This window comes from Collinsella sp. AF38-3AC (assembly GCF_003474365.1).
Taxonomy (GTDB): Bacteria; Actinomycetota; Coriobacteriia; order Coriobacteriales; family Coriobacteriaceae; genus Collinsella.
Window position 1 is genome coordinate 24,848 of sequence record NZ_QROM01000011.1, and the last position, 18,978, is coordinate 43,825.

Here is an 18,978-nt window from a genome sequence, read left to right on the forward strand (position 1 = left end):
GCTTTTGGTCGGGCTTGAGCTAAAAAAGCGTCACACCTAAAAACGGCTATCTACCTGCGAAGATAATAAATACTGTGACGCTTTAGATATATAGCGGTCATTATTCAAAAGTAATTTCTTATAGGGTTATGACCGAAAAGCGGGTTTATCGCGCACATCGTCACAGCCGCCATATCTGAGCGTCAGCCCATGTATACGATTGCGTACTGACTTCGTTCCCGAACCAGTCTCAACCCTTCCGCTGCTCCTTCGGTATCCCCTTCTAACCAACCTCTTATAGAAGTTGTTGGCACTGGCTGGCTGATAACCGTTATCTATGCTCCACGCCCTATATCTGCTGTATATCATCGAGCCATCTGTCATAATCCCGTCAACTTCGGTGCATTCGTCCTCGATGAACGCGCCGATAATATCTTCGTCCCTTGAATAGTCGTTTGCGAGCTCTTCGCATATGTCGGGAACCTTGCTGCCAATTGTCACAGCTCTTTGGTATCCCTCGATAATCCAATTGAGGACACTGCTTGCAAACTTGGGTTCGCACATCCTCTGTTCAAGCCCGTAATCCTGTTCGTTTTCGCCCCGCGTGTTGTAGAACGGTAGGATCACCACGCGCTTTGAGGTGAACAGGGTTTCATCCTTCATACGCGGCTTGAAGTTTGTCGGCATGATTAGTGTGCATATGGGCGTAAAAGTAATGGGGTCTTGCCTGAGCGCTCGCGCGGTCAGCTCATCGCCGCCTGTGATTCGCTTTACCAAGGCAATATCGAGTATCATGCCTTCTGCGAGTTCGGGAACGTCTACTAGACGCGCGCCGCGCAAACAAGCGTAATCTGGCGATGCGTTTTGCGCCCTTCTGCTGCTTTCCGTGAACGTTGCCGCGTCAGCTGTTGTCTTGTATTCTCCGAACACGTTTTTGATTGTGTTCACGGTCGTGCTCTTGCCCGTTCTGGTCTGACCGATTGCAAGATAGAAACAGTCACGTGAGGTATCACCTGCGAGGGCTAGACCCATACGCTCCTGAAAAAACGGTATGACTTTCTCGCGTCCTTTGAAAGTCTCTGATAGGAACTTGTCCCATTGCCCGTGTCCCGCGTCTTTGTCGTAGTCACACCCCGCTACTTTCGTGAGCATGTCTTTAGGCGTATGCGGATGGGTCTTTATCACAGCCCCAAGTTCTACGGTCACGTTGCGGCAGTTTATGAGTTTGAGGTCGGTATCGAACTCTTTGATACTGGTGCTAAGTTCGTTGTGACTGTCCCTTAGCAAGTTTCGGCGTTTGGTGCTGTCGTTATACTTGGCTACCGCTTTCATGTTGACAACGCGTTGGTCTGGGTCGCTGCATGTTGCCGCTGCTATGCACAGGTCACCCACGAACTCTTTCATCATGCCCTCGGCAAGCTCGTTGCCGCCTGACGTGCCGTCAGCCCAGCGTGTTCCATCGTAGCAATACCAGCATCGCGTTTCTTTAACCCATCGCAGACGGTCGCGGTAGCGCTCGCCGAACAGCCTTGATAGCGACCTGTCGTTAATACTTTTGGGTAGCTCTAGCCCCGCTTGTTTCGTATCGCTAGAACCCTCGTTGCGTTTTTCGTATTCGGGGTCACGACCCTTGGGGTGGCTTGTTGCGTTTCTCACGATACGCGCGACTTCGCACTCTGTTACAGGCGGGTTGCACCTCTCGCCGTTAGCCTGCTTTACCATCCGTTCTATATCATCATCGCTATACTCTTGGGCTTGGAGCTTGCTGGCATAGGAATAAAGTTGCCGGTTGCGTTCGCCCTCTGAAATACGCTCGGGCAGTTTGTATCCTTGGTAGTTTGGGCTATGGGTCGGCTCTAAACCAGTGGTCGATTCCAAGCTATGACCTCCTTATCGGTTCCGAAAAACAGTCTGTTTGATTGCGCGGTGGATTGGTCGGCTTCTGGGTACGTTGCCAACAGCGCCGCGCCGAACGCCGCCGCTTCTTCTGGGTCGCTCGTCTCCGTGCCGCGTCTGAACATGAGCCTGTATCGCTCACTATCGGCGGGGGCGTAGGGGTCTGGGCTGCTGCTGAAAGTCAGATAACTAATGACCAAAGGCAAGTTAGCCCTGAACGCCCTTAGTACGGCTTCTGTGTAGGGCAAGGGGTCGTAACCCCGTTCTTTTGTTGCTGCGTCATTGTCTATGTCTATGCACCACACCTGCTGTGACTTCCAGCAATTAGGGGAACGCTTGCCAACGCATATGCCGCCGCATACCGTATAGCCGCACGAAATTGCTTTTGCTAGTGTCTCAACGTTCGGGCGGTATAGGTTAGCGGGTTGGATTATTCGCCTGCTGATAGCCGCCACCTCGCCGCCTGTGGGCTTGCTGCTGTGTCGGGTGGGGTCTAGAAGAACAGGGGTCTGTAGGTCGAGCGTTTTGCGGTCGGTCCCATCGTCCTCGCCGTACGTCGCTATCTTCTCCCCGCGATAGTATGCGACCCCGTACAGCTCTGCGCTACTCATGGTCGGTAGCGCCTGCCGTGATGGGCATACCCGCCAACTCGAACAGAGCCGCCTTGTTGACGCGCCACATGCCCATGACCTTTAACGACTTCAACTTACCCTGCTCGCACATACGGCAGACGGTGCGCGGGGAACAAGCCAAGATAGCCGCCGCCGTGTTTGCGTCTACTACGGGCGCGTTGCCCTCGATTGCAGCCGTGATTAGGTCGGCATCGGTGATTCCTTTTTTCGGCGTTCGCATTGCTATTAGTCCCTTCGGATATGCGCCGATGGAGCCGCGTCCAGCGTTCTCGGCTTCTGTTAGCTGCGTCATGACAACTCGGACTATAGACAAAGAAACGGACATGTTTAGCTGGGGATATGCTGCGCCTGGTAGGGGTTGGCGAAAGAAATTAGGGTTGTTTAGTTTCGTCCTCTTGCCCTGCCCCGTTGATTCCTTGGAGCCGCGAAAGAAAAAAGCGCCGCCCTCTTTCGGGGACAGCGCCTGAGCCGCTAAAAAGTATTTTTGGGGTTCAACATATCTTCATATCGGCGTGGCTAGAACGGAATATCGAGCGACTTAGTCTTGTTCGCCTTTGCCCAGTCAACGGACGATTGCGCCCATTCTTTCAGCGGTGGTAGCTCGCGTTCGATGCTTTCGAGCGCATGGGGGAGAACTTCAACAGCCGCCCCGCTCATAGTTACGCCCTCGTTTGTGATGGGGTTAGCTGGGTAGTCGCTCCGCTGCGTGGGCATAAGGCGCACGGTCGCGGTCAGCGCGTCCAATTCCTCGGTGCTGCAAGTCAGCGCCGCCCTGATTAGTTCCAGGCGCTTAATCTTCTCTAGGTCGATAGGGGTCAGTCCAAACAGGTTGGATATGAACAGCCGATAACCCATGTCGTAGCGCTTTTGCTTGGTGGCTTCAAAGCCGAACATAGGGGTATCGGTAGCGTTAATCAGCTCGTCAGCATAGTTCGATTCATTCATAACCTGCGCTCTAGCCGCCCAGTCTGCTATTTGTGCAAGGCGTACGTTTGTTATGCCCGTTGAATCGTTTAGGTATCCGCGCATGGCTTGAACGCTAACGTCGATGAACTTGGCGAAATGTTTAACTAGATCCGAACGCTCTGAATCGCCAAGCGTCCAGCAGAGCGCGTCATACAATCGGTCTTTCGGTTGGTCTGCCAAAGGGTGTCTATCGTCCCTGATTGGGTAGCCCGAAAGCGCCGCCGCGAGCCGTTCCGTTAGTTCCTTGTCGCTGCCCTTCTGCATGGCTCCACCTCGTAAAACCCATGTCCGCGTGGTGGAGTACAATGGGTCCATACATCCCCGCTCTTTTCTAGAACCTCGCGCGGGGGTTGTTCCTAAGTAATGGGGCGCTCGGTTCCTTTCCCCGAACGCCCCTTTGCGTTATCTATTCTATATCCTGCTTGGCGCTCCCAGCGCGTTCCAGCACGTCTAGGATTGCGTCCGCGCTCGTCATTAGGTCTGCCCCCAGCGCCTTAACGCTGACCTCGCCTAGCCCCCCCTGTTCTGGGGAGTAGCCCCGCATTAGCTCCGATAGGGCTTCGAGGTGGAGCGCCGCGCCCATCAGTTGAGCCGCATCCTTTTTCGTGAGTGTGCTTGCCGCCTTGGTTTCCATGTCTTTCCCTTCTTAGTTTGCCTTTGCGTTGTCTACCGCTTCTCTGACGCGCCTTAGCTCCCTGTCTATCAGTTCCGCTATATCGCCCAACATATAACCTTCGAGCGTTACGCCGCTGTCGAACCCTCCAAGAAGACGGCTATCGTCTCCAAGCTGTGCAGGGAACCCCGTAGCTCTTTCATCTCGGTATCGTCTAGAACCCACGCGGTAGCGCTCGCCGCCTTGCTATCCATGATGCTCCCTGCCTAGTTCTCTGTTCCAGTCTTGCCGAACTCGATAACAGAGCCGTCCTTAGCGTGCTGGGCAACGTCTGCCATGTACGCCTGCTCAACTACAGCCGCGCCGCGCTTCTTGGCTTCTTTGTCGGCGCTCGCGTATATGTTCAGCGTCATAGCTGCGTTGGCGTGCCCCATCATGCTCGCCACGGTCTTAATATCCGTGCCTGCCGTAACCGCCGCCGTTGCGAACGTGTGACGCAGGTCATGAAACGTTGGGCGGTTGCCCTCCGTACCGATAAGCTCCAGAGCGTCAGCCGCAATCCTCCACCTATGCGAAAGATAGTGGGGTTGCATAAACGAGCCGTCAGCGCCACCCGTCACGTACATGTTTTCATCGAACGGAACGCCCAACTCTAGGCACTCGGCTTTGGCGTTGGCCAGGCGCGCCGTGAGCATGTCGGCGATGATAGAGGGCGCGTACAGCTCGCGCCTGCTGCCACCCGTCTTGGGTTCCTTTACGTACCATTTGGAGCCGTCACGCCCTATGGTGCGCTCGATGCTTACGGTTCCTTCGTTCAAGTCAACGCACTTCCACGTTAGACCGCATATCTCGCCCTCGCGCAAACCCATATACATTGCTAGGGCAAACCCAACGTTAAGCGGCTTCGCGGGGTCTAGGGCGATGAACTGCGCTGCCTTGGCACGTCCCTTTGCATCGAGGGCGTTGGGGTTCCTATGCGCCTGCTGAGGGTTCTTAACGCCGCGCGTGGGGTCTTTAACGAGCCTGTCGCGGTCTACAGCCTGTTTCATGGCAGAACGCAGGTTGGTTAGGCACTTCTTCACTGTGGAGGGTGCATAGTCCTTGCTGAGCTTCGTAACCCACGCCGCCACATCGTCTGGGGTCAGCTCGTCCAGCTCGATTTTACCGATGCTGGGCGCGATATAGCTTTTGAGTATGCGCCTTAGCTCGTTGGCTGATGAACGCTCGATGCTGTTTGCGCGTTCCTCCACGTACTTCCCGAAATACTCGGCTACCGTCTCGCCGCTGTGGGGGTCTTTGGTTACCTGTTCGTTGAGCTGTTGGCGGATTGCTTCGGCTTCTTGGTTCGCCGCCTTTTCGACCTGCTTTGAGCGTCCCTTGTCGCGCCCCTCGGTCTTTAGGGTGACGTTCTTTTGGTGGCGCTTTCCGTCCTCTCCTTTGTAGTAGTAGACAGCACGCCACTTATAACCCGTGATTGTTCCAGCTCTGTCCTTAGTTTCGTACTGTTTCAGAGCGTATCCGTAATACGTTTCCGCAGGTGACAGCTCGCACATATCCAGTCCTCTCATGACACAACGTATGACACACATATGACACAACATGCGTTGACTGGACTATAAAACATAGACGAATTAGACGCAATAGACAGAGAAATAGCAGGTAGAGCGTCCGCGTTTGCGCAGGTAGACGGCTTGGTGCAAAAAGTCGCAACACTTCCAAGCTGATGACGCGGGTTCGATTCCCGTCGCCCGCTCCATAAGAATTGTTTTAACGGCTTTGGTTTCCTTTGGGAATCAGAGCTGTTTTCGTTTACGCGCCGGGCGACGGGAATCGAACCCGTCAGGGTGCGGAGCTGAGAAAATGCGTGAGCATTTTCCAGCGCAGCACGCAAGGGCCGAAGGCCCGCAGCGAAACAAGGATTTGCGAAGCAAATCCTTGGACTTCCCGTCGCCCGCTCCAAGCTATATAATCGCAGGCCAATATGCTAATTTGGCTCGCGTTTGTTTTTGCCCATCTTCGCGGGACATGTTTATGACCAATGTTAGTCCCACATCGTACGAAAGTAGTGATTGCCATGGCACAAAGTAAGGCAGAATATCCCACTCCCGACTGCCTGGCGCCCGCCGCAATCGAGGCCAAGACCGAGGCTGCCGGTGTTGCCAAGGCCAGCCTGCCGGTCTCGAAGGCCATTTTGCTCGCCATGTTCGCCGGCGCGTTTATCGCCTTCGGCGGCCTGTTCTTCACGGTCTTTCTGAGCGACCCCACGCTTGGCTGGGGCGCCCAGCGCTTCGTGGGCGGTTTTGCTTTTTGCCTGGGACTGGTGCTCGTGCTCATTTGCGGCGCGGAGCTGTTTACCGGTAACTCGCTTATGGTCTGCGCGCTTAAGAGCAAAAAGATCACGCTCGTCCAGATGCTCAAGGCTTGGGCTATTGTGTGGATCGGCAACTTTGCCGGCGCCCTGTTCGTTGTCTTTTTGATTTACATGGCAGCTATTTATAAGCTCAACGGCGAGGCCGTCGCCAACACCATGGTGAGCGTCGCCGCCGGTAAGGTTACGATCGACGCCGTTACCATCTTCTTCCGCGGCATTCTGTGCAACATCTTTGTCTGCCTGGCCGTATGGATCGGCACTGCTGGCAAGACCGTGGTCGATAAGGTCGTGGGCATTTTGCTGCCTATCGCTGCCTTTGTGGCCTGCGGTTTTGAGCACTGCGTTGCCAACATGTACTTTTTGCCCATGGGCATTTTGATGCATTCCTGCGGCTATGGAGCCGATGTCGCCGGCACCGATGCCCTCAACGCCGCCGGGCTGGCGCTCAACCTTTCGGTCGCCACGCTGGGCAATATCGTGGGCGGCGCCCTGATCGTGGCGCTGGGCTACTGGTTTATTTACACCAATAAAGAGGCCTAAAGGACCCAACCCATAACCGACCAAAAAGGGACAGGTTTATTTTGGCAGGTTTTGGACGAGGCGCTTCGCCGTCTTGTCGCGAGCTGCCATAATGGACCTGTCCCTTTTGCATACGTCTCGTCACATTTTGGCCGATGACGACCAAAGGGGACCCGCTTTTTATTGAACATGTCGAAAGGCTTTCCATGAGCGACTGCGAATCCATGCCTGCCGAGGTGCGCGACCGCCTGCGCTCCATTCCCGCCGCTCACGAGCTGCTGGCCGAGTGGCCGGTTATGAAGGCTGCCGGCGATGCGGGCGACATGATTGTGCGCGAGGCGATTGATGCCGAGCTCGATGCCGAGCGCGAGGCGATCCGCTCTGGCACCCCCGCTAGGAATAAGCGTGAGCTCGCCTTGGCCATCGAGCAGCGGTGCCACCGACTGTCGCTGCCGACCCTGCGCCCTGCCGTCAACGCGACGGGCGTTGTGATTCACACCAATCTGGGCCGCGCTCCGCTTGCTCCCGCAGCGGTGCAGGCGGTGACCGATGTCGCCCGCGGCTACAGCACGCTTGAGTATGACGTCGCGACCTGTGCCCGTGGGGGCCGCAAAGAGCACGCCGCGTGTCTGCTGCACAAGCTTCGCGAGGCTCAGTGCGAAGAGGCCGTGGAGCTGCAGGTTGTCGAGGGCGCCTCTACTCCCGGCGGCGGATCGCTGCCGACTGTCGAGCCCCCAACATTTTGCGTTGCCGTCTGCCCTGTCGATGGGCGCCTATCCGCCGATGGCCTCAAGCGCGCCTTGGTTCAGGAGCCCGATACGCCGGTCGTGACACGCGTGCGGCACGACCAGGTGCTGTTTGACGTTCGCACGCTTTTGCGCGACACCGACCTTGACCTGTGCGCGTCTGCGTTGGCGGATGCCGTGCGGGCAGGTTTGCGCCGATGACGGCGCGCGAGCTTGTCGAGTGTCCCGTTGTCGTTGGAACAGCGGGACACGTCGACCACGGAAAGTCGGCCCTTATCGAGGCGCTGACCGGCAAAAATCCCGACCGTTTGGAGGTCGAACGCCGCCGAGGCATGACTACAGAGCTCGGCTTTGGCGAGCTCGAGCTTCCCGGTGGCAAGATTGTCGGCTTGGTCGACGTGCCCGGGCATGCGCACTATCTGCGCGCTATGGTGCAGGGCGCCACCGGCGTGGACGTTGCGTTGTTGGTGGTTTCGGCCGTTGAGGGCGTGATGCCGCAGACCCGCGAGCACGTTCGGGCTCTGGAGCTGTTGGGTGTGACGCGCATGGTCGTCGCGCTCACGATGCGCGATTTGGCCGACGACGAGATTGCCACGCTGGCGGAGCTCGATGTCGAGGCGTTTCTGGACGGGACCGTGTTTGCTGGGGCGTCGATAGTGCCGGTGTCCTCCAAGACGGGCGAGGGCCTGGACGAGCTGCTTACGGTGCTCGATAACGCGGTTTGCTCGTGCTGGTCGGAGCACCTGGAGGCAGTCGTGGGCTCGGGCGCCGCGCCCCGTCTTCCCATCGACCGTTGCTTTAGCATCCGCGGCACCGGAACCGTCGTGACGGGTACGCTGCACGACGGTCCCGTTTCGGTTGGCGATGAGCTCGTTGCGCTGCCGTCGCAAACGTGTTGTCGCGTGCGCGGGGGGGGGCAGGTTCACGGGGATACCCAGTGCGCGGTTCCCGGCCAGCGCGTCGCCCTGAACCTGGTGGGCGATGGTGTGGCGGGCCTCAAGCGCGGCGAGATGCTCGGCGTCGAGGGTCGCGTGGGCCAGACGCTGCGCTTTTTGATGCAACTGACATATGTGGGGCGCGATGGCGTGCGATCCGGCGTTCTTGCTTCGGGTACGCGCATGCACGTCATGGCGGGCACGGCCGAGGTGCTCGGCCGCATTATGCTTTTGGACGACGAGCCGCCTATTGCGGTCGGCGAGACGCGTGTGGTGCAGGTGCGCCTGGAACGGCCGCTGCCGTTGCGCGTCGGCGATCAGGCCGTCATTCTGTCGTATTCGCCAGTTTCGCTGCTTGGTGGCGGACGCGTCCTGCTTTCGCACCGTCGCCGCGCGCGGGCTCTGTCGGCGGGGGAGCGCGCGGCGTGTGCGCCGTCGACGGCGCCGAGGTGTTCGACCCGCATTCCGCTGCTGCGGCGATACGCGTGGTACGCGAGGCTGGCCAGCGTATCGTTGCCCTGCTGGACGAGGCTGGTCTTAATGCGCCGACGCTTCCCGAGGTGGGCGAGCAGCTTCAGCTCGATCGCGACACCATGACGCGCGCCCTGCGCGAGCTTTCGCTCAACCGCTCGATCGTTAAGGTCGAGCGTGACGTTGCCTTGTCCGCCGCCGCCGAGGCTCATGCGCGTGGGGTTGTTGCGACGGCTATCGAGGCTGCCAGCGGCGCTGCCACCACGAGTGTGCTGCGCGAAGCCCTGGGCGTATCGCGCAAGCGAGCCATTAGCATCTTGGAGCACCTGGATGCCGTGCGCTTTACAGTGCTCGACAAGGAGGCCGGCGGTCTGAGATCGCTGCGCTAGCGGTTTCCGCATCGCTCTTTTCGGTTGTGGTCTGTTCGGTTTGGTAAAATACCGCCACGCTTGGGAACGGATGGGCCCCGGTTGGCCCCGCGGTCCTCAAAACCGTTGCGAGGCGTGCAAAACGTCTTGGATGTGTTCGATTCGCATACGTTCCCGCCAACGCATCTCGCCAAAACCACCACAAAGGTGCCTGTCCCCTTTGTGGTGGTTTCGAAACGTGCGAGAAACAGCTTTGAAACACGCGATTTGCACGTCAGGCGGTCAAAAACCCATCTACCTGCATCGTAATCAAAATGAAACATCCGCCTGCGGTCTTATTCGTAACTTTGCCGCAACAGTGCGATATTATCCATACACGATAAAGCTCGCGGCGCATAGGGTGCCGCGACCGACACTTTTCGTTTCCCATCATTGGAGGAAGCATGAGCTACACGCAGAAAGTTCTCGAAGAGCTCAAGGCTCGCTATCCCGAGCAGCCTGAGTTCATCCAGGCCGCGACCGAGATCCTCGGCACCATCCAGCCGGCGCTCGACGCCCACCCCGAGTACGAGGAGGCCGCCCTGCTGGAGCGCCTCGTCGAGCCCGAGCGCATCGTTATGTTCCGTGTTCCCTGGGTTGACGACCAGGGCAAGGTCCAGGTCAACCGCGGCTATCGCGTCGAGTTCAACTCTGCCATTGGACCCTACAAGGGCGGCCTGCGCTTTAACCCGACGGTCACCCTGGGCATGCTCAAGTTCCTGGGTCTGGAGCAGATCCTCAAGAACAGCCTGACCACCCTTCCCATGGGCGGCGGCAAGGGCGGGTCCGACTTTGACCCCAAGGGCAAGTCCAACAACGAGATCATGCACTTCTGCCAGTCCTTCATGACCGAGCTCTATCGTCACATCGGCCCCAACACCGACGTTCCCGCCGGCGACCTGGGCGTTGGCGGCCGCGAGGTTGCCTACATGTTCGGTCAGTACAAGCGCCTGACCAACGAGTGGACCGGCGTCCTCACCGGCAAGGGCCTCTCCTTTGGCGGCTCGCTCGCCCGTACCGAGGCCACCGGCTACGGCCTGGTCTACTTTGTGGACGAGTACCTCAAGAGCCGCGGCGACTCCTTCGAGGGCAAGAACGTCGTCGTTCACGGCTCCGGCAACGTCGCTATCTACGCCGTCCAGAAGGTTTCCCAGCTCGGCGGCAAGGTGCTGGCCTGCTCCGATACCCACGGCTGGGTCGAGGATCCCGACGGCATCGACTACTCCGTGCTCGAGCACGTCTACAACCAGAAGCGTTCCGGTCACGATAAGGGCGTCACGCTCGCCATGTATGTTGACGAGAAGCCCAACGCCGTGTGGCACGAGGGCGACGGCCGCGGCGTGTGGCAGCTGCCCTGCGACATCGCGCTGCCCTGTGCTCGCGAGAACACGCTGCTGCTCGAGGACGCCCAAGCGCTCGTCGCCAACGGCTGCAAGGTGGTCGGCGAGGGCGCAAACATGCCCACGACCATCGAGGCCACGACCTACTTCCAGGAGAACGGCGTCGCCTTTATGCCTGGTAAGGCTGCCAACGCCGGTGGCGTGCTCGTGTCCGGCCTGGAGATGAGCCAGAACGCCGAGCACCTGTCCTGGACCTTCGAGGAGGTCGACGGTAAGCTCGAGCAGCTCATGCGCGGCATGTTCCACAACGTGGACGACACCGCCAAGGAGTATGGCCAGGAGGGCAACTTTGTCATGGGCGCCAACATCGCCGGCTTCCTGAAGGTCGCCGACGCCATGCTCGCTCAGGGCGTCTGCTAAATCCAGCTCAACATAGCTCCGTTCAGCACCAGCTGATGCACCTAAGGCTCTCGACCATATCGGCCGGGAGCCTTTTTCTATGGTGGCGAGGGTCGTGCGCCCTCGTTTGGTACACTTAGAGGTACTGGACAAGTAAAGAGATGGGGGAGAACTTGCTCAAGTTCGGTACCTACGTCCGTGTTGGAAACGCGGCCGAAGCCTATGAGCTCTTGCAGTAAAACCGCAACAACAAGATTGTGGGCGGCGGCATCTGGATGCGACTGGGATCGCGTCGCGTGGCGACGGCGATTGACCTTTCGGCCTGCGGACTCGATCAGATTGAGGAGACCGAGACCGAGTTTCGCATCGGTGCCATGTGCACCCTGCGCCAGCTCGAGCGCCATGCCGAGCTCAACGCGCTCGTCAACAATGTGTTTGAGTTTGCCGTCCACGACATTGTGGGCGTGCAGCTGCGCAATACCGCCACGATGGGTGGCAGCATCTACGGCCGCTTTGGCTTCTCGGATGTGCTCTCCGCCTTCCTCGCGCTCGATTCCTATGTTGAGCTGACGGGTGCCGGCCGCGTGCCGCTCGCCGAGTTCGTGGACATGGGTTACGTGCGTGACGTGATCGAGCACATCGTGGTCGTCAAACACGACTACCGCGCGAGCTACGAGGCCGTACGCTTTAGCTACCCACACTTCGAATTCGACCCCGAGCTCGAATGCCTTGGTGGGGTAGATAAAATAGCCCCGTCCCAAATTAGCTACCCTGAGCCATCGGCAACTCGTGGTGAGGTCGTGAGCCTGTAAAACGTGTGCGTGCGCTTGCCGTTCGTATCTGCTATCATTCCTAGTCTGTGCGCTCATGCGGGCGTGGCGGAATTGGTAGACGCGCCAGATTTAGGTTCTGGTGGGATTCCCGTGAAGGTTCGAGTCCTTTCGCCCGCACCAACGCACCTGCGTCGGCTTTCGCCGTCGCGACTCTTTGTTGCATAAAGGTACCAGCACCTCAGATAAGCTGGGCAGTATGAGGAGGAACGTGTTGAACATCACCGCTTCTGACGTCAAGGACGCCAAGCTCACCGCTACGGTCACCATTCCGGCCGCCGACGTCGACGCCGCGATCAAGAAGGCCTACAAGGACACCGCCAAGAAGTACCGCTTCCCGGGCTTCCGCGCCGGTAAGGCTCCCCGTCCGGTCATCGACTCTGCTCTTGGCGCCGAGGCTACCCTCGCTCAGGCCACCAACGACCTGATCGCCGCCAACGAGCCCGTCGTCCTCAACGAGCTGGACATCGTCCCCACCAAGAACGGTGACTACAAGGAGCTCGACCTCGCCAAGGATCACGAGGACTACACCTACACCGTCGAGTTCTCCCTGCGTCCTGCCGCTGAGCTCTCCTCCTTCGACGCCGTCGAGATCGAGATGCCTCCCGCGGAGGTCACCGAGTCCGAGATCAACAACCAGGTCGAGATGCTCCTCAACTACCGTGCCACCTTCGAGGACGTCGAGGGTCGCGCCGTCGAGGCTGACGACTACGTGACCGTCGACCTCAAGGCCGTCGAGAACGCCGACAACTTCGCCGCCGAGGGCCGTATGCTCATCGCCGGTAGCGACAGCAACCCCAAGGAGTTCAACGAGGCCCTGATCGGCGCTAACGTCGACGACGTCAAGACCGTCACCTGGACCGACGAGGTCGAGGAGGGCGAGGAGGCCGAGACCCACACCGTCGAGGTCACCGTCAAGGGCATCAAGGTCCGCAACACCCCCGAGCTCACCGACGAGCTCGTCAAGTCCGACTTTGGCTTCGACAGCATCGACGCCATGCGCGACGCCATCAAGATCGAGATCGAGCAGGACAAGGCTTCTCGCCTCCCGGCCGAGAAGGAGAACCGTTGCGTCTCCGCTCTCGCCGAGCGTCTGCAGCTCGACGAGATGGACGCCGACTACGAGCAGTCCGTCTTTGAGGAGCTTGGCCAGAACTTCCTGTCCAACCTCGCTGCCCGCGGCATGACCCTGGACACCTGGCTGCCCGCTTCCGGTCTGACCATGGAGCAGTTCATCGGCGACCTGCACAAGCAGGCCAACGACGTTGCTCGTGAGTCCCTGGCTCTCGACGCTCTCGCCCGTGAGCTCAAGATCGAGGTCACCGAGGACGACATCAACGCCGAGTTCGAGAAGGCCGGCGTCAAGGACGTCGAGGCTTCCAAGGCCGAGTTCATCGCCGATGGCCGCATGCCTGCCGTCCGCGAGTCCATCCGTCGCTCCAAGGCCGTCGACCACCTGGTCGAGAACGCCAAGGTGACCGAGGTCGACGAGACCGCCAAGGACGCCGAGTAATTCTCGCCACCTTTTCCGCGAGCGCATGGATGCGCCCGTGATGGGGTAAAGTTATAAGCCGGTTATCCGGTTGCTTCGTACGGTGCCAGCCAATGCATAGCATGCGGGCACCGTACGTTTATCTAGAACCAATTTGGTCCGCAAGAGAGAAATGGAGATGCGTATGATCGCTAAGTTCGATTCCGCCCTCGTGCCATACGTTATCGAGCAGACGCCGCGCGGCGAGCGCAGCTACGATATCTATTCGCGCCTGCTCAACGACCGCATCATCTTCTTGGGCGAGGAGATCAACTCTGTCAGTGCCAACCTGGTCGTTGCCCAGCTGCTGCATCTTGAGAGCCAGGATGCCGAGAAGGATATCTCGCTCTACATCAATTCGCCCGGTGGCGAGGTATACTCTGGCCTGGCGATTCTGGACACCATGAACTTCATCAAGCCGCAGGTCTCGACGATTTGCGTCGGTATGGCCGCGTCTATGGCCGCCGTGCTGCTTTCGGCCGGCGCCAAGGGCAAGCGCTTCTGCCTGCCGCACTCTAAGGTCATGATTCACCAGCCCAGCGGCGGTGCCCAGGGTCAGCAAACCGAGATTGAGATCGTTGCCGAGGAGATCAAGAAGACTCGCCGCGAGCTCAACCAGATCCTGTCCGACGCCTCGGGCCAGCCCATCGAGAAGGTCCAGGCCGACACCGAGCGCGACAACTACCTGACCGCTGCTGAGGCCCTTGACTACGGCCTGATCGACCGTATCGTCACCTCGCGCGATCTCGCCGTGAAGGATGCCTAGGATGGCAGGAAACATGCAGGACAACTTTGACGAGAACGGCAACCCCATCCGCTGCTCCTTCTGCGGAAAAGAGCAGGGCCAGGTCCGTCGCCTCGTAAAGGGCCCGACCAACATCTTTATCTGTGACGAGTGCGTCGCCGCCTGCTCCGAGATTTTGGAGGAGTCGCTGGCTTCGGACTTTATGGACGCTGCCCGCAACGGCAAGCTGCCGGGCTTCCTCAACGACCACGGCCAGGCAGCATCCCAGCCCGCCGTGGACCCCGAGACCGAGGGCTTTGAGCTCGAGGACGACCGCCAGGTCATCACGCACGTGCCGACGCCGCACGAGATCTATGACGAGCTCTCGGCCTATGTAATGGGCCAGGAAGACGCCAAGCGCGCCATGTCGGTGGCCGTGTACAACCACTATCGTCGCGTGATCGAGGGCGGCGCCGCGGTGTCTGCCTTTGACGACGACATGGGCTCGCAGTTCGACGACGATATGGACGAGGTGGAGCTCGCCAAGTCCAACATTTTGCTGCTCGGTCCCACCGGTACCGGTAAGACCCTGCTCGCCCAGACGCTCGCGCGCATCCTCGAGGTGCCGTTTGCCATCGCCGACGCAACCGCGCTCACCGAGGCCGGATACGTGGGCGAGGATGTGGAGAACATCCTGCTCAAGCTCATCAACGCCGCCGATGGCGATATCGAACGCGCGCAGGTTGGCATCATCTACGTTGACGAGATCGATAAGATCGCCCGCAAGGCCGAGAACCTCTCCATTACTCGCGATGTTTCGGGCGAGGGCGTTCAGCAGGCGCTGCTTAAGATTCTTGAGGGCACGGTGGCAAGCGTTCCGCCCACCGGCGGCCGCAAGCATCCCCAGCAGGAGCTGCTGCAGATCGACACGACCAACATCCTGTTTATCTGCGGTGGTGCCTTTGTGGGTCTGGACAAGATCATCGCCGACCGCGTGGGCAACAAGGGTGTGGGCTTTAACTCCGAGATCGCCGGCCCCACCTCGGTCGACGAGAACGACCTGCTGCGCCAGGTGCTCCCGCAGGACCTCAACGCCTTTGGCATGATCCCCGAGTTTGTGGGACGTACGCCCGTCGTCACCCAGACGCAGGCGCTTGACGAGGACGACTTGGTGTCGATTCTGACCGAGCCCAAGAACGCCGTGGTGCGCCAGTATCGTAAGATGTTTCAGCTCGAGGACGTTGAGCTTGAGTTTGAGGACGCGGCTCTGCACGAGATCGCCCGCATGGCGCTCGCCCGCAAGACCGGCGCCCGAGGCCTGCGCTCCATCTGCGAGGACGTGCTGCAGCAGACGATGTTCGACCTCCCCAGCGAGGAGGGCGTAGCCAAGGTCGTCGTGACCGAAGCTTCCGTCAAGGGCGAAGAGCAGCCCCAGCGCATCTACGGCTAAACCAGCCAAAAACGTGCTTGCAAATAGCCTCCGACCACCCGCGGTCGGAGGCTATTTTATATATACGCAATAACCCCAACTACCTGTGCTATTCTGTGTGTTTGTTTAAGCCAAAGCGAAGTCAATTCAGACTGAAGTAATCGATACCTAAGGGGAGGAATGTAGGCCCGTTTTTCGTAGATTCCGCACGAGCCGAAGACCACTTAATGTGGTCTTCGTGCGAGCCCAGGACCTGACCGAACGAAAATCGGGCCTACATTCCTCCCCGGCGGGACAGGGAGAGATATATGGAAGAGATGCCCAAGAACTACGATCCGTCGACCAACGAGCCGGCGATCCTGCAGAAGTGGCTCGACGGCGGCTACTACAAGCGCCGTGAGGGCGTGGGCGACTGCACCGTCACCATTCCGCCTCCCAACGTGACCGGCAAGCTCCACATGGGCCACGCTACCGACGACTCCATCCAGGACGCCATCATCCGCATGGCCCGCATGCGCGGCAAGTCCACGCGCTGGGTGCTCGGCACCGACCACGCCGGTATCGCCACGCAGACTAAGGTCGACAAGAAGCTCAAGAGTGAGGGCATCAGCCGCCTGGAGATCGGTCGCGACAAGTTTGTCGACGCCTGCTGGGACTGGACCCACGAGTACGGCGGCATCATCGTCGAGCAGATCAAGCGCATGGGCTGCTCCGTCGACTTCGACAACGAGCGCTTCACCATGGACGAGGATTACGCACAGGCCGTGCGCAAGGTCTTCTGCGATTGGTACCACGACGGCCTGATCTACCGTGGCAAGCGTATCGTTAACTGGTGCCCCAACTGCACCACCGCCATCTCGGACGACGAGGCCGAATATAAGGACGAGAAGGGCCACCTGTGGCACCTGCGCTACCCGCTGACCGAGCCGGTCAACGGCCAGGATTACATCGTCGTCGCCACCACGCGCCCCGAGACCATGCTCGGCGACACGGGCGTCGCTGTCTCCCCGAAGGACCCCGAGAAGGCCGCCTTTGTGGGTAAGACCGTCAAGCTCCCCATCGTCGACCGCGAGATCCCCATCTTTGAGGATTGGCATGTCGACGCCAACTTTGGCTCCGGCTTCGTTAAGGTCACCCCGGCCCACGACCCCAACGACTACGCCATGGGTCAGGCCCACGACCTGCCGCAGATCAACATCTTCGACGAGCACGCGGTGGTCGTCGAGGGCTATGGCGAGTTCACCGGCATGAACCGCGACGAGTGCCGCGAGGCCGTCATCAAGTGGTTCGACGAGCACGGCCTGCTCGACCACGTCGAGGACCTCGATCACTCCGTCATGCACTGCTACCGCTGCGACGCTGCGCTTGAGCCGTGGCTGTCCGAGCAGTGGTTTGTGGCCGTTGACAAGCTCAAGGGGCCGGCGCTCGACGCCGTCAACTCCGGTAAGGTTACCTTCCACCCCGCGCGCTGGACGCAGACCTACACCACCTGGATGGAGAACCTTAAGGACTGGTGCATTAGCCGCCAGCTGTGGTGGGGCCACCGCATTCCCGTGTTCTACTGCGAGGACTGCGGCTGGGAGGACGCCCTCACCGAGGACACCGATGTGTGCCCCAAGTGCGGCGGCCATCACGTGCGTCAGGACGAGAACGTGCTGGACACCTGGTTCAGCTCGCAGCTGTGGACCTTCGCCACGCAGGGCTGGCCGCAAAAGCCGGAGCTGCTCGAGGGCCATCACCCCACGACGGCGCTCGTCACCGCGCGCGACATCATCGCACTGTGGGTTGCCCGCATGGTCATGAGCTCACTGTACTTCCTGGACGAGGTGCCGTTTAAGGACGTCGTCATCTACCCGACGATTCTTGCCAAGGACGGCAGCCGCATGTCCAAGTCCAAGGGCAACGGCGTTGACCCCATGGACCTTATTGGCATGTATGGCGCCGACGCCATGCGCTACAACCTGCTCACGCTGTGCACCAACAATCAGGACGTTAAGTTCGACGCGAACATCGATAAGAAGTCCAAGAAGCTCATCGACAGCCCGCGTACCGAGCAGGCCAAGTCGTTTGTGACAAAGATCTGGAATGCCAGCCGCTTCCTGCTCATGAACATGGAGGGCTACACGCCCGGCGAGCCCGTCGTGGAGACGCCGGCCGACGCCTGGATGTTCAGCCGTCTGGCCAAGGCCGTGAAGATGGTCACCGAGGGCATCGAGAACTACACCTTTGGCGACATGGCCCGCGGCGTGCAGCAATTCTTCTGGAACGAGGTCTGCGACTGGTACGTCGAGGTCACTAAGGCCCGCCTGAAGGGCGAGGGCCGTCTGCAGGCTCAGCGCAACCTGATCTTTGTGCTCGACACCTCCATTCGCCTGATGCACCCGCTCATGCCGTTTGTCACCGAGGAGATTTGGGACAACATGCCGGCGAGCGTGCTCGACCTGGACGCCGAGGGCAACGTGAACCGCGCCGAGGCGCTCATGATCGCCAAGTGGCCCGAGCCCGCCGACTACGCCAAGTACGTTGACGAGCCCGCCGAGCGCGCGTTTGAGCTGTGCCGCACCGTTGTGTCCGCCGCCCGCGCCACGCGTTCGCGTTATCGCTTGAGCCCCAAGGCCGAGCTCGACGTGGTCGTGCGCGCCGGCGCCGAGGACATCGAGAAGCTCGAGAGCCTGCGTTCGACCATCGAGCCGCTGGCGAACACCGCTTCGCTGGCCATGGGTACCGACGTCGAGAAGCCGGCCGCGAGCATTGCCGTGGTCGATAGCGGCGTCGAGGTCTTTGTGGTGCTCGAGGGCAAGGTTGATCTTTCGGCCGAGAAGGCGCGCCTGGAGAAGGAGATCGCCGCGGCTCAGAAGGAGCTTGCCGGCTGCGAGAAGACGCTCGCCAACGAGGGCTTTGTGGCTAAGGCCGCGCCTGCGGTGGTCCAGAAGAAGAGGGACCGTGCAGCTGAGCTCAAGGAGATTCTGGCGGCGCTGACTGCTCAGGTTGCTGACTTCTCGTAGGCGGTACTGGGGGACGCGGTTTGGGGCATTGTTCGCTACTGCGGACAGTCCTGCTCGCACGAAGGCCACATTAAGTGGCCTTCGGCTCGTGCGGAACTTGTATCGAGCAAAGCCCCAAACCGCTCCCATGGCGGTTACGTGGTTGTTTGCAGCTGGTGGGTTAGGGCAACTTGGTTGTGGCCTTT

General features: G+C 59.7%; 16 protein-coding genes and 2 tRNA genes. 12 read left to right on the forward strand and 6 right to left on the reverse strand.

Translation table 11 applies throughout. The features are described from left to right. Window positions 1-126: 126 nt before the first annotated feature. The 6 genes from DW029_RS07495 to DW029_RS07520 all read right to left on the reverse strand — a co-directional run bounded on the left by DW029_RS07495 (window position 127) and on the right by DW029_RS07520 (window position 5,639). The gene (locus tag DW029_RS07495) at window positions 127-1,857 is read right to left on the reverse strand and encodes a phage/plasmid primase, P4 family (RefSeq protein ID WP_118345675.1); all 1,731 of its coding nucleotides are present in this window, start codon (window positions 1,855-1,857) and stop codon (window positions 127-129) included. Further along, the gene (locus DW029_RS07500; protein WP_118345676.1) at window positions 1,836-2,486 is read right to left on the reverse strand and encodes a hypothetical protein; all 651 of its coding nucleotides are present in this window, start codon (window positions 2,484-2,486) and stop codon (window positions 1,836-1,838) included. Before DW029_RS07500 ends, DW029_RS07495 begins: the two co-directional genes overlap by 22 nt. After that, on the reverse strand, window positions 2,479-2,727 hold the full coding sequence (locus tag DW029_RS07505; RefSeq protein ID WP_118345677.1) for a helix-turn-helix domain-containing protein: 249 nt from the start codon (window positions 2,725-2,727) through the stop codon (window positions 2,479-2,481). Before DW029_RS07505 ends, DW029_RS07500 begins: the two co-directional genes overlap by 8 nt. 296 nt (window positions 2,728-3,023) lie before the next feature. Beyond that, window positions 3,024-3,737, reverse strand: coding sequence for a hypothetical protein (locus DW029_RS07510; RefSeq protein ID WP_118345678.1), 714 nt, complete (start codon window positions 3,735-3,737; stop codon window positions 3,024-3,026). Between the two features lie 142 nt (window positions 3,738-3,879). Next, window positions 3,880-4,107, reverse strand: coding sequence for a hypothetical protein (locus DW029_RS07515; RefSeq protein ID WP_118345679.1), 228 nt, complete (start codon window positions 4,105-4,107; stop codon window positions 3,880-3,882). Between the two features lie 245 nt (window positions 4,108-4,352). Next, entirely contained in the window at window positions 4,353-5,639 is a 1,287-nt protein-coding gene (locus DW029_RS07520) for a tyrosine-type recombinase/integrase (RefSeq protein WP_158572636.1), read from the reverse strand. A gap of 521 nt (window positions 5,640-6,160) precedes the next feature. Between DW029_RS07520 and DW029_RS07525 the strand changes: the two genes are divergently transcribed. From DW029_RS07525 to DW029_RS07575, 12 genes are all read left to right on the forward strand, one after another. Beyond that, window positions 6,161-6,997, forward strand: a complete 837-nt coding sequence (locus DW029_RS07525; RefSeq protein ID WP_118345699.1) for a formate/nitrite transporter family protein — start codon at window positions 6,161-6,163, stop codon at window positions 6,995-6,997. A 185-nt stretch (window positions 6,998-7,182) separates the two neighbouring features. Further along, window positions 7,183-7,923 carry a hypothetical protein gene (locus DW029_RS11295; protein WP_158572637.1) on the forward strand — a complete coding sequence of 247 codons (741 nt, stop codon included), beginning with the start codon at window positions 7,183-7,185 and terminating at the stop codon, window positions 7,921-7,923. Continuing rightward, window positions 7,920-9,254: a selenocysteine-specific translation elongation factor gene (gene selB / locus DW029_RS07535; protein WP_118345681.1), complete on the forward strand. Its 1,335-nt coding sequence runs from the start codon at window positions 7,920-7,922 to the stop codon at window positions 9,252-9,254. Before DW029_RS11295 ends, selB begins: the two co-directional genes overlap by 4 nt. Further along, window positions 9,218-9,517: a SelB C-terminal domain-containing protein gene (locus DW029_RS07540; protein WP_118345682.1), complete on the forward strand. Its 300-nt coding sequence runs from the start codon at window positions 9,218-9,220 to the stop codon at window positions 9,515-9,517. The genes selB and DW029_RS07540 overlap by 37 nt, the downstream gene beginning before the upstream one ends. A gap of 62 nt (window positions 9,518-9,579) precedes the next feature. Next, window positions 9,580-9,676, forward strand: a tRNA-Sec gene (locus DW029_RS11300). A gap of 263 nt (window positions 9,677-9,939) precedes the next feature. Then, on the forward strand, window positions 9,940-11,295 hold the full coding sequence (gene gdhA, locus DW029_RS07545) for an NADP-specific glutamate dehydrogenase (RefSeq protein ID WP_117743617.1): 1,356 nt from the start codon (window positions 9,940-9,942) through the stop codon (window positions 11,293-11,295). Window positions 11,296-11,549: 254 nt separating this feature from the next. Beyond that, window positions 11,550-12,086: an FAD binding domain-containing protein gene (locus tag DW029_RS07550; RefSeq protein WP_199582602.1), complete on the forward strand. Its 537-nt coding sequence runs from the start codon at window positions 11,550-11,552 to the stop codon at window positions 12,084-12,086. Window positions 12,087-12,143: 57 nt separating this feature from the next. Next, window positions 12,144-12,227, forward strand: a tRNA-Leu gene (locus tag DW029_RS07555). Between the two features lie 88 nt (window positions 12,228-12,315). Then, window positions 12,316-13,617, forward strand: a complete 1,302-nt coding sequence (tig, locus tag DW029_RS07560; RefSeq protein WP_227790170.1) for a trigger factor — start codon at window positions 12,316-12,318, stop codon at window positions 13,615-13,617. 163 nt (window positions 13,618-13,780) lie between these two features. After that, the gene (locus tag DW029_RS07565) at window positions 13,781-14,401 is read left to right on the forward strand and encodes an ATP-dependent Clp protease proteolytic subunit (protein WP_118345684.1); all 621 of its coding nucleotides are present in this window, start codon (window positions 13,781-13,783) and stop codon (window positions 14,399-14,401) included. Between the two features lies 1 nt (window position 14,402). Continuing rightward, on the forward strand, window positions 14,403-15,809 hold the full coding sequence (gene clpX / locus DW029_RS07570; RefSeq protein ID WP_118345685.1) for an ATP-dependent Clp protease ATP-binding subunit ClpX: 1,407 nt from the start codon (window positions 14,403-14,405) through the stop codon (window positions 15,807-15,809). Window positions 15,810-16,096: 287 nt separating this feature from the next. Beyond that, window positions 16,097-18,793 carry a valine--tRNA ligase gene (locus DW029_RS07575; protein ID WP_118345686.1) on the forward strand — a complete coding sequence of 899 codons (2,697 nt, stop codon included), beginning with the start codon at window positions 16,097-16,099 and terminating at the stop codon, window positions 18,791-18,793. Window positions 18,794-18,978 lie beyond the last annotated feature (185 nt).